Below are 13,525 nucleotides of genomic sequence, written 5' to 3'. Positions count from 1 at the left end.
CGGAGGACCACCCTCGTACCGGGCGTACCCGGGTGGCTCCGACAACGCGGCGTGGGGGTCCCCCCTGCTCGAAGAGCCAGGGGGAGTGCCGTGCCGGACGCCGCGAGCCGGTGAACCCTTCCGGTCACGGCACTAGGTCTGCGGTCAGAAGACCTGCCCGGCCGTCCTCCGCGGCGGCCGGGCAGGTCGGCCGCGCACTCCCGCCCGCGGGAGGCGGCGCCGCCGTCCGCCGCGCGCGGGGCGGCCGGTCCCCCGCTCGCGGCTTTCCGTACCGCCCGCCCGACGCGGCCCGGGCGCTCAGTCGCGCGCGTACAGCGGCTCGCCCTCCGGCATGACGTGGGGCGCCAGGAACATCAGGTCGAGGCCGCGCACCAGGCGGGCCCGCAGCGTCTCGTCGGCGGCGAGCTCCTGGGTGAGGGCGCGCGCGGTCTCGGCGGCGCTCGCGGACGGGGTCATGACGAGGGCGAGGGTGCCGTCGGTGTCCCCCTCGTGCAGGTACGCGGCGAGCACCGACGGCACCGCGTGCAGCGCCGCCCGCACCGCCTCGATCACGGCCGGGTCGTCCATCGGGTCCGCGCTCGTGCGGCCCTCGGCGACGGCGCGCAGCGCGGGCCCCGTGAGCTCGTAGGGCACCGGGCCCGCGAGGTCGAGCACGATCGTGTCCGCGTTCTCGTGGGCGGCGGCCCGCAGCGCCTGCTGCAGGGGGACGGCGACGGGCCGGGCCTGGGGGTCCCACCGGGCGAGGCTGTCCGTGGAGGTGAAGGCCGGCAGGGCCGTACGGCTGCCCGCCCGCAGCGTCGGGACCGCCATGTCGCTGGTCTTCTCCCGGCGCAGCCCGTGCTCGTCCTCTTCGACCTCGCCGAGCACCGCGACCACGGGGACGAGGAGCCGGGCGCCCGCCAGCGCCGCGAGGACCGGTTCGTGCGCGGTGCGGTCCTGCGCCCAGGCCGCGAGCGCGGCGGCCAGCCGGGGGTCGGCGGAGCCGTCGTCGTCGGAGTAGCCGGGGTCGGGAATGTTCTTGTTCGCCACGGGGACCGACCCTATCGGTGGCCGGAGCCGGTCCCGTCCCGCGTGTGCGACAAGGCGCTGATACGACTCATCGGTTTCTCAGGATTCCCTGACCGGTGTCTCACCCGGATCCGACCCCGCGCACAGGGCCGCGTCCGAGCATCGCGGCATGGACTCCCGAAGAACGCGCCGCCGGCACGGCGCCGAGCCGCCCCGGCGCCGTCGGGCCCTCGTCCGCACGGCGGCGGCCTGCGCCGTCCTCGTCGGCGCCGCGGCCGCCGGCACCGTGTACGTACGGGCGCAGGCGCACACCGGAGCGGACCTCGTATCGTCCTCCAGGACGTCGCGGTCGTCGGATGCGTCGAAGAGCACGAGGTCGGAGGCATCGGTGGAACGAGTGGCGGCCCCCGCGCCGGACACGGACGGACTGCTCGCGGACGCGATGGCGGCCGTGGCCCCGGAGGACGGGGCGGCGGTGTCGGTCGCGGTGCTGGACCCGTCGTCCGGGGACGGCGCGGTGTACGGCGACGGGGCGTTCGACACGGCGAGCATCGTGAAGGTCGACATCCTGGCGGCGCTGCTGCTCCAGGCGCAGGACGCGGGGCGCGGACCGACGGCGCAGGAGCGCGCGTACGCCACCGCGATGATCGAGAACAGCGACAACGCCTCCGCCTCGGCGCTGTGGGCGGTGATCGGGCGGGCGGCGGGGCTGGACGCCGCCAACGAGCGGTTCGGGCTCACCGCCACCGAGGGCGGCGAAGGCGGGCTGTGGGGGCTGACGCAGACCACGGCCGCCGACCAGCTCGTCCTGCTGAGGCAGGTGTTCGGCGCCGACGGCGACTCGGAACTGAGCGAGACCTCGCGCACGTATCTGCAGGGTCTGATGGAGAGCGTGGTGGAGGACCAGGCCTGGGGCGTGTCAGCGGCGGGGTCCGGGTGGGCCCTGAAGAACGGCTGGCTGGCGCGGAGCACGACGGGGCTGTGGGACGTCAACAGCATCGGGCGGGTGACCGCGGACGGGCGGGAGTACCTGGTCGCCGTGTTGTCCGACGGCAACTCCACCAAGGAGCAGGGCGTCGCGCTGGTCGAGGCGGCGGCGCGGGCGGCCGTCTCGGCGCTGGGCGGCGCAGGGTCGTAGCGGGGGCGGGCGGGTCCGGGAACGGGCAGGTGCGGAACGGACCGGTACGGGGCGGGTCGGCCCGGGACGGGTCGGCCCGGCCCGCGGGACCGATGGGTGCGGGGCGATCCGGGACGGTCGTGTTGCGGGCCGGAGGGCGGTCGCGTTGCGGGCCGGAACGATCACCTTCGTGGCCTGAAACGGCCAGTGGTGCGCGGAAAGAAGCGGGGGCGCTAGAACTCGAGGGGGCGCGTGTCGTGGGGGCGCGCGCCTCCTCGACCGCGCCACAGGACGACCGCCGCGGCCAGCAGCAGCACGCCGAGGCCGCCGGCGGACAGGCCGACCCAGCCGGACACGCCCTCGTCGTCCCGAGCCGCGTCGGGCCCGTCGCCGAAGTACGTGCCCGCGTGCGCGGCCGGGCGCGCACGCTCGGGGGCGAGCCGCCCGCCCGCCTCGATGGCCGCCGCGGGGTCGACGAAGCCGAAGCCGCGCGAGTCGTCGCGGCCGTCGCCGGGCGCGTCCCGGGCCGTGTCCTCCAGGAGCCGCTTGATCTGCGCCGGCGTCAGGTCGGGGTGGGCGGCCCTGATCAGCGCGACCGCGCCGGAGACGAACGCGGAGGCGGCGCTGGTGCCCCAGCCCTCGTAGTACTTGCCGTCCGGGTCCGCTATGACGATGTCGACGCCGGGCGCGCTGACGGTGGCGTACCAGCGGCGGGTGGAGAACGAGGCGCGGGTGCCGTAGCGGTCGACGGCCGTCGCCACGACGACGCCCGGGTAGGCCGCCGGGTACGAGATGTGGTCGCCCTTCTCCCCGCCGTTGCCGGCCGAGGCGACGACGACGGCCCCCTTCCTCAGGGCGTACTGCACGGCCTCGTCCTCGGCGGGCTCGGGGTGCGCGGACTTGGAGTCGTCGCCGAGGGAGAGGTTGATGACGTCGGCGCCGTGGTCGGCGGCCCAGCGGATGCCGTCGGCGAGCGCGTTGCCCCGGGTGCTGCGGGCCCGGGCGCGCGCGGAGTCGCCGTCCTCCAGGATCACCCGTACGGGCAGGATGCGGGCCTCGGGGGCGACACCGAGGACGCCGTCGGTGCCGCCGGGACCGTGGCCGTGGCCCGCGATGATGCCCGCCATCGCGGTGCCGTGCCGGGCCCAGGCCCGGTCGCCGCGCCCCGCCCCGAAGCCGACCATGTCCTTGCCCTGCAGGACGTTGCCCTCCAGGTCGGGGTGCTGGTCGTCGACGCCGGTGTCCAGCACGGCGACGGTGACGCCCTCGCCCTTGGTGGTCTGCCATGCCGCGGTGGTGCGCATCGCCTCCAGGGCCCACTCCTTGGCGCGGATGCCGTCCGCGTACGCCGCGGTGGACGGCGGCAGCACGAGTGCGGCGGCGAGCAGGACGCCGAGCGGTCCGGCCCTGCGAGCGGTTCCGGCCCCGCGGGGCGTGCCTGCCGCGCGTCTCCTGCGGGGCGTGCCTGCCTTGCGGGTCATGAGGGCGTCTCCGTGGCCGGGTCGGCGATTCTGCGCAGACCGCGCTCGACGCGGTCGGCGAGGCCCTGCGCCTCGTGGCCGAGGCCCGCTTGTGCGGGGGCGGTGGTGGCGTCGGCCCGCATGGCCTCGGCGGCGGGCCGGGGGTCGGCGACGGTGCGGCCGTCGGCGAAGCCGGAGACCGCGTAGACCACGACCGGGGCGTCGGTCAGCACCGAGATCGTCCACGCGGCGCGCTGCTCGTCGCCGAAGCCGGCCGCGACGGTGTCCTTCGCCGCGTACGGGCGGGGCATCAGGTCGCCGCGCCGGTCGAGCCCTCCGTCCTCGAACCGCTTGCGCAGCGCCGCCGTGGTCGCGGGGTCCGCCTTGGTGAACAGCAGCCCCACGGTGGTGACGTGGCTGCGGGTGGCGTCCGTGTAGGTCGCGCGCAGCAGCCTCAGGCAGCCGGCCGGGGCGAGGGCCTTGCGCAGCAGCGGGTCGAACGCGCCCTCGCAGCCGCTGTCGGGCGCGACGGCGACCCGCGTCCAGGTGCGGTCGGCGCCGCCAGGTCCCGCGCCCTCCCCGTCGACGGTCGGCGGGAAGAGGGTGTCGACGGGGACGCTGTGCCAGAGGTCGCCGGCGGCGGCGAAGCCCTCGCGCCCGCCCGCCGCGCCCGCCTCGTCGCCGGTCAGCCAACTGCCGGTGACGGCGCCGCCGATGAGGCCGAGCCCCAGCACGAGGCAGGCCGCGGCGGCCGCCGCGCGCGCTCCGGCGCGCGTGCCGGGCCGCGGCCGCGTGGTGTCGCGGTCGCCGGTGTCCGGGTGCCCCAGGGAGAAGAAGGGCCGGCCGGTGGCGGTGCCCAGCACCGGGTCGACGCCGGGGGCGGGACGGGGCGCGTGGGCGGTCGGCGCGTCGGCGGCCGGTCCGGTGGCGGGCGGCGGAGCCGCGGGGCGCGGGACCTGCGGGTGCCGTGCGGGCGGTACGGGCCGGGCGGGGGCGGTTCCCCGTCCCCCGGCGCCCGGCCGGGCGGCGTCCGGGGCGGCCGGCTCCGCGGGGACCGGGCGCAGACGGTGCGTGGCCTCGTCGGGGCGCTCCTCGGGCACGGGCGTACCCCGGAGAGAGGCGGAGACGGGCGCACCCGGAGCGGCCGCACGGTCCGTGGAGCCCGCACCATCCGCACGGCCTGTGAAGCCTGCACGGTCCGCACGATCAGTGAAACTCGCACGGTCCATGGAACCCGCACGATCCATGGAACCCGCACCATCCGCACGGCCTGTGAAGCCCTCGCGGTCCGCACGGTCTGCGGCACCCGTACGGCGCGCGGGGTCCGGGGCGCCGGCGGGGGCGCCCGCGGCGGTGCGGTGCGGCGGAGCGCCGGTCCGGTCCGGGCCGGTCGTGCCCCCCGGCGGGACCCGCCGGTACACCACGCCCGCGCCGCCGTCCTGGTCGTGCGAAGGCGCCGTGGCCGGGCGCGGCGGCGCGGCCGGCTTCGGCGGCGCCGTGGGACGGGCCGGAGGGGGCACGGCGTCCCGGCCCGTTCGCGGCTGCGACGCCGGGCGCGGCGGGACCGCCGGGGCGTCGGTGCGCGGGGCGGCCCCTCCCACCGACGGCGGCGCGTCGGGGAACCGGGCGGAGGCCGGCGGAGGCGGCGGCGACGAGGCCCGGCCGCCCCGCCCGGCGCCGGGCCCGCGGTCCGTGTCGCGTCCGGCCCGCGGGGACGCCTCGCGGCGCGGGCTCCCGTACGTCCCGTACGGGTCCTGCCGCCCGTATCGGTCCTGCCACGGCTCCTGGTACGGGTCCTGCCTCGGCTCCGGGTCCGGACGCCCGGGGCCGGTACCGGCCACGGCGGCCCCGGTGCCCGCGGGCCCTTCGCCGGCCCCGTCGGTCTTCGCCGCTCCGGACCCGCGGCGGCTCCCGTCGCCGCGCGCGCCGTCCGGACGGCGCGCCGAGGGGAGGCCCGTCGGGGAAGAGCCGGTTCTTCCGCTGCCGGTGTTCGCAGAGGCGACGCCCGGGAAGGCGTCCCCGTCCGTCCGCTCCCGCCGTCCGCCCGGCGTGCCGGCGGCGTGCGGCGCCGTCGCACCCGGTGTCCGCGGGGCCCGCGTACCGGGAACGCCCGAGGTCTCGCCGTCGGTGCGTGCGGACGGAGCGCCGGGTTCCGTGCCCGGTCTCTGCGCGCGGCGGCCGTCGCCCGGGCCGCCGGGACCGGTCCCCGGACCTCCGCCCGGCACCGCCGCGCCCCCGGGCGGCACGGCGGACGGCAGGGGCGGAAGACCGGGCGGCGACACGTCCGAGGGGGCCGGTGCGTCCGGCGCGGCCGGTGCGTCCGGGGCCGCCGGGGGCCTCGACGGCGGTGCGACCGGGCGCGGAGGGATGGAGGCGCGCCGCGCTTCCGTGCTCATGCACCCCCCGTTCCGTCGTCTCCGGGCGACCCGTCTGCCGCGGGCGTTCCGGGAGTCCGTTCCCGCCCGCGTGCGCGTCACTCTACGGGTTGCCGCTGTGCGGATGGGAACCAGTGCGCGAGCCCGGGGCATCTGCCCGGGAACGTCCCCCTACCCCGTGGTAGTCCTGTCTGGCAGGCTGCCCGCATGACTGCGCGCGCCGCCGACCGGGCCCGTTACGACCGGGCCACCGCCCATCTCGACGCCCCGCTGGCGATCGTGGACCTGGGCGCCTTCGACGCCAACGCGGACGACCTGGTCCGCAGGGCGGCGGGCAAGCCGGTCCGGGTCGCGAGCAAGTCCGTGCGCTGCCGCGCCCTGCTCGAACGGGTCCTGGCGCGCGACGGCTTCTCGGGGGTCATGTCGTACACGCTCGCCGAGTCCCTGTGGCTGGCCCGGTCCGGCTTCGACGACGTGCTGCTCGCCTATCCGTCGGCCGACCGCGCCGCGTACGCCGAGCTGGCCGCGGACCCCAAGCTGGCGGCGGCCGTCACCGTGATGATCGACGATCCGGCGCAGCTGCGGCTGATCGACGGGGCGCGGGGCGGCGGGCGCGAGGAGGTGCGGGTCTGTCTGGAACTGGACACCTCGTTCAGGCTGCTCGGCGGGCGTGTGCGGTTCGGCGCGCTGCGCTCGCCCCTGCACTCCCCCGCCCAATTGGCCGAGCTGGCCCGCGCGGTGGTGCGGCGCCCGGGGTTCCGGCTGGTGGGCCTGATGGCGTACGAGGCGCACATCGCGGGCGTCGGTGACGCGGTGCGGGAGCGGCCGGTGCGCTCGCGGGCGGTCCGGCTGATGCAGGCGGCGGCCCGCCGGGAGCTCGCCGCGCGGCGGGCGGAGGCGGTGCGCGCCCTGCGGGCGGTGGCCCCGGACCTGGAGTTCGTCAACGGCGGCGGGACGGGCAGCGTCCAGCACACCGCCGGGGAGGACGCCGTCACGGAGGTCGCGGCCGGCTCGGGGCTGTACGTGCCGCGGCTGTTCGACAACTACACGTCGTTCCGCGGGCGTCCGGCGGCGCTGTTCGCGCAGCCCGTGGTGCGCAGGCCGGGCGTCGGCGTCGTGACCGTCCTGGGCGGCGGCTACCCGGCGTCGGGCGCGGCGGGCCCGGACCGGTCGCCGGTGCCGTACCTGCCGGAGGGGCTGCGCCACGACCCGCAGGAGGGCGCGGGCGAGGTGCAGACGCCGCTGCTCGGGCACGCGGCCGACGACCTGCTCATCGGCGACAAGGTGTGGTTCCGGCACGCCAAGGCCGGTGAGCTGTGCGAGCGGTTCGACGCGCTGCACCTGGTGTCGGGAGAGAAGGTGACGGCGACCGTGCCGACGTACCGGGGCGAGGGCCGCACCTTCCTCTGAGCGCCACCGCCGGCCCCTGGGCGCCGCGCCGGTCCGCGGCCGTCACCGGGACGGGCCGACGCTGCTGCCCACGCCGCCGCCCGTGTCCGCGTCGCCCACCGGGCGGATGCCCTCGGTGATGCGGTCCATGTCGGCGAGCGGCGGGCCGCCGGGACCCGCGTCGAGGACGAACCGCACGACGACCGGCGCCTGGGACCCGGTGCCGGAGGGGAACGCCAGGGACTGGACGTAGCCGCCGGGTCCGGCCGCCGTCGTGACCCGCCAGCGCACGAAGTACCCGGCGCGGCCCGCCACCGCGACCTGTCCCCGCCCGACGAGGGCGTGCGACTCGATGCCGCCGTACGGGCGCAGGCCGAGCGCGTCCCGGTCGTACGCGCGGTCGGCGGCCTCCTCGATGTCGGCCTCGGCCAGCGCCCGCGGGTCGGTCTCGTCGTCGCCCGTGACCGTCCGGGAGAAGACCTTGCCGTGCCGGCACAGGCCGGGGTCGCCCGGGCAGTCGTACGTGCCCGGGGTGGTCAGGACGACGTCGTCCTCGGAGACGTTGCGCGGCTCCTCCCAGCCGTCGAGGACCGGCAGGGTGATGCCGTTGAGGTCGTCCACGACGACGGGGGTGCCGGACGCGCCGGCGGACGGCCCGGACGACGGGGGCGCCGTCGTGCCGCTCGCGGGGGCGGTGCCCGCCGTGGTCGCCGGGACGGCCGGTCCCCTCGCGGCGCCGCCGTCGCCGCCGTTCAGGGCGACGGCGCCGGTGACGACCGAGGCGACCAGGACGGCCCCGGCGGCGACGAGGACGATCCCCTTGGCGCGGCCCGGCCCGCCTCCGGCCGCCGGGGCCGGGACCGGCGCGGCCGTCCCCGGCCCGGCGGGCGGCAGCGGCGGGGCGCCGGGCGTGCGCCGGTGGCCGGTCCAGGCGGTGCCGTCCCACCAGCGCTCCGCGGACGGCGCCGACGGGTCGCGGTACCAGCCGGGCGGAGGCGTCATGCTCATCCGGGCACTCTAGGGCCCCTCGCCGCTCCCCCACCGCCCGTCCGCGAAGAGGCGGGCCGGGGCGCCGGGGCCGGAAACCCGTGGTCAGTACACGGTGTCCTTCTGGTCGGGGACGACCGAGCCGTCCGCGCGCCGCACCGGTCCCTTGCCGCCGGCGGGCTCGTTGTAGGCGCCCGTCGAGCAGGGGTAGGGCTCCTGCCGCCGGGGCAGCGGGTCGATGAACATGGGGTTGACCAGCCAGCGCCCGTCCGCGTCGTCGTAGGCGCGGCACATGATCTCGTCCTTGTTGCGGTTCAGGACGAGGTGGGCGTCCGTGGCGTCGCCGACGAACGTGACGTCGGTGTCCGCGTCGCCGCCGCCGATCGAGATGCGGTGCCGCGCGTCCTGCCTCTCCCAGGCCGCCGCGCCCTTGACGCCGTAGATCTCCTGGTTGATCCAGCAGCGCTTGCCGTCGATGTACGGAATGGCCTCGCCGTGGTTGACGGGGACGCCGCCGCAGCCCTCGTTCTTGGTGGTGATCCGTCCCCGCCGGTCGAGGACCGAGCGGATCGCGATCGTGTGGTCCGCGTCGACGCCGACGCCGCGCGACCACACCTCGGTGACCGGTTCCGAGCCGGCCGAGACGATGTAGACCTCGAAGCCGGCCTTCTGGAGCGTACGGATCAGGTCGCGCTGCTGGGCGTAGTAGCGGACGTAGGCGGGGAGGGTGTGGGTGCCGACCCGCTGCGTGGCGCCGACGGGCGCGGCCAGGGCCTCGGCGCGGGCCCGGCGGGCGTACGAGGAGAGTTCGTCGACGGTGTGCCCGGCGAAGAGCTGGGGCACCCAGGCGTACTGCGGGACGGTGCGCCGGTGGTTCCACTCCCCCGCGAAGGCGGCGGCGCCGCTCATCGTCGCGGCCTTCTCGCGGATCTGAAGGATCTCGTCGGCGCAGTCGGCGTCCCTGGAGGTGGGCAGCGGCCTGCCCACCGGGACGTCCGTGCCGCAGGCGCCGGTCAGGGCCTTGTCGGCGGCGTCGGTGAGCCACTTGCTGGTGGCCTTCCAGCGGGCAGGCCGCAGGATCTTGTCGTGCTTCAGGGCCCAGGCGAGCGTGGCGTCGGTGACGTCGTTCTTGGTGACCGTGTTGTCCCAGTCGAAGGCGGCCACGGGGGCTCCCCCGGCGCGGGCGGGGCGGGGGAGCCGGGCGAGGCTCCCGCGCCCGGAGCAGTCGCCCCGCTCGTCGATCACTTCCTGCAGCCGCTCCCGGTTCTCGCCGTACCAGGGCAGTGCCCCGGACAGCCGCGGGCAGGACGGGGAGGGGTGGTGCTGCTGCCGGTCGGCCGTGGCGGCGGCCGTGGCCGGCGGGGCGGCCGCCAGGGCGGCGGCCGCGGCCAGGATCCACGCGAGTGCACGTCGTTGTCGCATGGAATGTGGACCGTACACCGACAACGGCGTCCGGTCAGAGAGGCGTGACGTAGGCACCCGAGATACCGCCGTCGACAAGGAAGTCGGTGGCGTTCACGAACGTGGAGTCGTCGCTCGCCAGGAAGGCGACGGCGGCGGCGATCTCCTCCGCGCGGGCGAACCGGCCGACCGGGATGTGCACCAGGCGGCGGGCGGCCCGCTCGGGGTCCTTGGCGAACAGCTCCCGCAGCAGCGGGGTGTCCACCGGCCCCGGGCACAGGGCGTTGACCCGGATGCCCTCGCGGGCGAACTGCACGCCCAGCTCACGGGACATGGCGAGCACGCCGCCCTTGGAGGCCGTGTACGAGATCTGGGAGGTGGCCGCGCCCATCCGGGCCACGAACGACGCGGTGTTGATGATCGAGCCCCTGCCCTGGCGGCGCATGTAGGGGATGGCCGCCTTGCAGCACAGGTACACGGACGTGAGGTTGACCTCCTGTACGCGCTTCCACGCCTCCAGGCCCGTGTCCAGGATGGAGTCGTCGTCGGGGGGCGAGATGCCCGCGTTGTTGAAGGCGACGTCGACGCTGCCGTAGGTGTCGTACGCGGCCTTGAACAGCGCCTCCACCTGTCCGGCGTCGGTGACGTCGGTCCGTACGAAGAGGCCGCCGGTCTCCTCGGCGGCGGCCTTGCCACGCTCCTCGTCGACGTCGGCGCAGACGACGTGGGCGCCCTCGGCGGCCAGCCGGCGCGCGGAGGCCAGCCCGATGCCGCTGCCGGCGCCGGTGACGACGGCGGTGCGGCCCACGAGCCGGCGGCAGACGGGTTCCTCTGCGGGGTCCTGGGCGGCGGGGTCCGGGGCGAGGCCCCCGGTCACGTGCTCGGTCACTGTGCGGGGTCCTCCGTGCTGATGAAGACGTTCTTGGTCTCGGTGAAGGCGGTGAGCGCGTCGGGGCCCAGCTCGCGGCCGAGCCCTGACTGCTTGTAGCCGCCGAACGGGGTCCAGTAGCGGACGCTGGAGTGGGAGTTGACGGACAGGTTGCCCGCCCTGACCGCCCGTGTCACCCGCAGGGCGCGGCCGACGTCGCGGGTCCACACGGAGCCGGACAGGCCGTAGTCGGTGGCGTTGGCGAGCCGGACGGCGTCGGCCTCGTCGTCGAAGGGCAGCACGACGGCGACCGGTCCGAAGACCTCCTCCACGGCCACGCGCGCGTCCGGGTCGACGCCGGTCAGAACGGTCGGCGGGTACCAGAAGCCCGCGCCCCCGGGGGCGGTGCCGCGGATGCCGGGCGCGTCGTCGGGGACGTAGGAGCGGACGCGGTCGCGCTGGGCCGCGGAGATCAGCGGGCCCATCTGCGTCCTCTCGTCGGCCGGGTCGCCGACGGCCACGGACTCGACCGCCGGGGCGAGCAGGTCCAGGAAACGGTCGTGGACGGAGCGCTGGACGAGGATGCGGGTGCGGGCGCAGCAGTCCTGGCCGCTGTTGTCGAGGAAGGACATCGGCGCGGCCGCGGCGGCCGCCTCGACGTCGGCGTCCGCGAAGACGATGTTCGGGCTCTTGCCGCCGAGTTCGAGGGTGACGGGCTTGAGCCGTGCCGAGCCCTTGGCCAGCACCTGCCGGCCCACGGCCGTCGAACCGGTGAAAACGATCTTGGCTACGCCCGGGTGCTCGACGAGGGCGTTCCCGGCGACCGGGCCCGTACCGGGCAGCACCTGGAAGAGGTGCTCGGGCAGGCCCGCCTCCAGGGCGAGCTCCGCCAGGCGCAGGGCGGTCAGGGGCGTGGTCTCGGCGGGTTTGAGCAGGACGGCGTTGCCCGCGGCGAGGGCCGGGGCCGTGCCCCAGGCGGCGATCGGCAGGGGAAAGTTCCAGGGCGCGATGACGCCGACGACGCCGAGGGGTTCGAGGATCGTGACGTCGAGGCCGCCGGGCACCGGGATCTGCCGCCCCATCAGCCGCTCGACGCCGCCCGCCGCGTAGTCGAGCAGGTCGCGCACGTTGCCCGCCTCCCAGCGGGCGTTGCCGACGAGGTGCCCGGCCTCGCGCACCTCCAGCAGGGCCAGCTCCTCCAGGTGCCCGTCCACGGCGGCGGCGAAGCGGCGCAGCAGGCGGGCGCGGTCGCCGGGGGCCAGCGCCGCCCAGCGCTCCTGGGCCCGCGCGGCGCGGGCGACCGCCGCGTCCACGTCGGCCGCGGTCGCGGCGGGGACGGTGGCGACGACCTCCTCGGTGGCCGGGTTGAGCACGCGCAGCACGCGCTGCTCGCCGGACCGGTCCTCGGACGGGTTCCGGGACCGGTCAGCGGACGGGTTCCCGGAGCGGTCTGCGGATGCGCGCGGATCGGACAAGTGGGGCCTCACAGGCGGTCGTTCGGGCGGGGAAGGCCCCCGGAAGAGCCGTGCGGGAGGGACCGGGCGGACCGGGTCCCTCACATGCGTTCGAAGGAGCGGCGCAGCTCCCAGTCGGTCACCGCGGCGTCGAAGGCGGCCAGTTCGACCCGCGCCATGTTGTGGTAGTGGGCGACCACCTCCTCGCCGAAGGCGGCCAGGGCGATGGGGCTGTCCCGCCACAGCGCCGCGGCCTCGCGCAGGGTGGTGGGCACGTGGTCGTACTCCCCGGCGTACGCGTTGCCCGCGCAGGGCTCGGGCAGCTCCAGCTCGTGCTCGACGCCGTACAGGCCCGCCGCGACCAGGCCCGCGACGGCGAGGTGGGGGTTGACGTCGCCGCCGGGCAGCCGGTTCTCGAAGCGCAGCGAGCGGCCGTGGCCGACCACGCGCAGCGCGCAGGTGCGGTTGTCGTGGCCCCAGGCGACGGCGGTCGGCGCGAAGGAGCCCGGCTGGAACCGCTTGTAGGAGTTGATGTGCGGCGCGTACAGCAGGGAGAAGTCGCGCAGCGCGGCCAGCTGCCCGGCGAGGAAGTGGCGCATGACGTCGGTCATGCCGCTCTCGCCGTCCGACGACATCGCGCTCCCGCCGTCGGCGTCCGTGAGCGAGAGGTGGATGTGGCAGGAGTTGCCCTCGCGCTCGTTGTACTTGGCCATGAAGGTGAGCGAGACGCCCTCCTGGGCAGCGATCTCCTTGGCGCCCGTCTTGTAGATCGCGTGCTGGTCGCAGGTGACCAGGGCCTCGTCGTAGCGGAAGACGATCTCGTGCTGGCCGGGGTTGCACTCGCCCTTGGCCGACTCCACGGTGAGCCCCGCGGCCGCCATCTCGTTGCGGATGCGGCGCAGCAGCGGCTCGATGCGGCCGGTGCCGAGCACCGAGTAGTCGATGTTGTACTGGTTGGCGGGGGTCAGCCCCCGGTAGCCGGCGTCCCAGGCCTGTTCGTAGGTGTCCTTGAAGACGATGAACTCCAGCTCCGTGCCGACCTGCGCGGTGTAGCCGAGCGCGGCCAGGCGGTCCAGCTGGCGGCGCAGGATCTGGCGGGGGGCGGCGGTGACGGGCGAGCCGTCGCTCCAGGCGAGGTCGGCGACGAGCAGGGCGGTGCCCTCGTTCCAGGGCACCCGGCGCAGCGTGGTCAGGTCCGGGTACATGGCGAAGTCGCCGTAACCGCGCTCCCAGGAGGACATCGCGTACCCGTCGACGGTGTTCATCTCGGCGTCGACGGCAAGGAGGTAGTTGCAGCCCTCCGTGCCGTGGTGCAGGACCTCGTCGAGGAAGAAGCGCGCGGCGAACCGCTTGCCCTGGAGGCGCCCCTGCATGTCGGGGAAGGCCAGGACGACGGTGTCGATCTCCCCGCTCGCGACGAGGGCGTGCAGTTCCTCGACGCCGAGCGGCGCGGTGCGGTCTGCCAC

Annotated in this window: 10 protein-coding genes; 2 read left to right on the top strand and 8 right to left on the bottom strand. The window is 76.3% G+C overall.

The features are described 5' to 3' along the window. Positions 1 to 297: 297 nt before the first annotated feature. The gene (locus tag IE271_RS32030; RefSeq protein WP_190193992.1) at positions 298 to 1,029 is read right to left on the bottom strand and encodes an SseB family protein; all 732 of its coding nucleotides are present in this window, start codon (positions 1,027 to 1,029) and stop codon (positions 298 to 300) included. Between the two features lie 148 nt (positions 1,030 to 1,177). Between IE271_RS32030 and IE271_RS32025 the strand changes: the two genes are divergently transcribed. Beyond that, complete coding sequence (locus tag IE271_RS32025; RefSeq protein ID WP_190193991.1) at positions 1,178 to 2,146, top strand: serine hydrolase; 969 nt, start codon at positions 1,178 to 1,180, stop codon at positions 2,144 to 2,146. Between the two features lie 212 nt (positions 2,147 to 2,358). Here the strand turns inward: IE271_RS32025 and mycP are convergent, their stop codons facing one another. Together mycP and IE271_RS32015 are read right to left on the bottom strand one after the other, a co-directional pair. Further along, positions 2,359 to 3,606 carry a type VII secretion-associated serine protease mycosin gene (gene mycP, locus IE271_RS32020; RefSeq protein ID WP_190193990.1) on the bottom strand — a complete coding sequence of 416 codons (1,248 nt, stop codon included), beginning with the start codon at positions 3,604 to 3,606 and terminating at the stop codon, positions 2,359 to 2,361. After that, a complete protein-coding gene (locus IE271_RS32015) occupies positions 3,603 to 4,685 on the bottom strand; it encodes a hypothetical protein (RefSeq protein WP_229919683.1) in 1,083 nt (360 codons plus the stop codon). Before IE271_RS32015 ends, mycP begins: the two co-directional genes overlap by 4 nt. Before the next feature lie 1,482 nt (positions 4,686 to 6,167). Here IE271_RS32015 and IE271_RS32010 point away from each other — a divergent pair. Further along, positions 6,168 to 7,370, top strand: coding sequence for an amino acid deaminase/aldolase (locus IE271_RS32010; RefSeq protein ID WP_190193989.1), 1,203 nt, complete (start codon positions 6,168 to 6,170; stop codon positions 7,368 to 7,370). A gap of 42 nt (positions 7,371 to 7,412) precedes the next feature. Here IE271_RS32010 and IE271_RS32005 read toward each other — a convergent pair whose 3' ends face one another. From IE271_RS32005 to IE271_RS31985, 5 genes are all read right to left on the bottom strand, one after another. Then, the gene (locus tag IE271_RS32005; RefSeq protein ID WP_190193988.1) at positions 7,413 to 8,357 is read right to left on the bottom strand and encodes a DUF2510 domain-containing protein; all 945 of its coding nucleotides are present in this window, start codon (positions 8,355 to 8,357) and stop codon (positions 7,413 to 7,415) included. 84 nt (positions 8,358 to 8,441) lie between these two features. Next, positions 8,442 to 9,758: an HAD family hydrolase gene (locus IE271_RS32000; RefSeq protein ID WP_190193987.1), complete on the bottom strand. Its 1,317-nt coding sequence runs from the start codon at positions 9,756 to 9,758 to the stop codon at positions 8,442 to 8,444. 34 nt (positions 9,759 to 9,792) lie between these two features. Beyond that, on the bottom strand, positions 9,793 to 10,614 hold the full coding sequence (locus IE271_RS31995) for a 3-oxoacyl-ACP reductase (RefSeq protein WP_190193998.1): 822 nt from the start codon (positions 10,612 to 10,614) through the stop codon (positions 9,793 to 9,795). 8 nt (positions 10,615 to 10,622) lie between these two features. After that, positions 10,623 to 11,987 carry an aldehyde dehydrogenase family protein gene (locus tag IE271_RS31990; RefSeq protein ID WP_190193986.1) on the bottom strand — a complete coding sequence of 455 codons (1,365 nt, stop codon included), beginning with the start codon at positions 11,985 to 11,987 and terminating at the stop codon, positions 10,623 to 10,625. 173 nt (positions 11,988 to 12,160) lie between these two features. Continuing rightward, positions 12,161 to 13,525, bottom strand: coding sequence for a glutamine synthetase family protein (locus tag IE271_RS31985; RefSeq protein ID WP_190193985.1), 1,365 nt, complete (start codon positions 13,523 to 13,525; stop codon positions 12,161 to 12,163).

The organism is Streptomyces minutiscleroticus (assembly GCF_014650875.1).
In the GTDB taxonomy this organism is placed as follows: domain Bacteria; phylum Actinomycetota; class Actinomycetes; order Streptomycetales; family Streptomycetaceae; genus Streptomyces; species Streptomyces minutiscleroticus.
The sequence above is the reverse complement of the archived record's forward strand: the minus strand, read 5'-3'. Positions and strand labels throughout refer to the sequence as shown.

What these genes read in the sequence shown, in the direction of transcription:
- IE271_RS32025 (WP_190193991.1), top strand. Translation starts at nt 1,178, where the DNA reads ATGGACTCCCGAAGAACGCGCCGCCGGCACGGCGCCGAGCCGCCCCGG.
- mycP (WP_190193990.1), bottom strand. Translation starts at nt 3,606, where the DNA reads ATGACCCGCAAGGCAGGCACGCCCCGCAGGAGACGCGCGGCAGGCACG.
- IE271_RS32010 (WP_190193989.1), top strand. Translation starts at nt 6,168, where the DNA reads ATGACTGCGCGCGCCGCCGACCGGGCCCGTTACGACCGGGCCACCGCC.
- IE271_RS32005 (WP_190193988.1), bottom strand. Translation starts at nt 8,357, where the DNA reads ATGAGCATGACGCCTCCGCCCGGCTGGTACCGCGACCCGTCGGCGCCG.
- IE271_RS32000 (WP_190193987.1), bottom strand. Translation starts at nt 9,758, where the DNA reads ATGCGACAACGACGTGCACTCGCGTGGATCCTGGCCGCGGCCGCCGCC.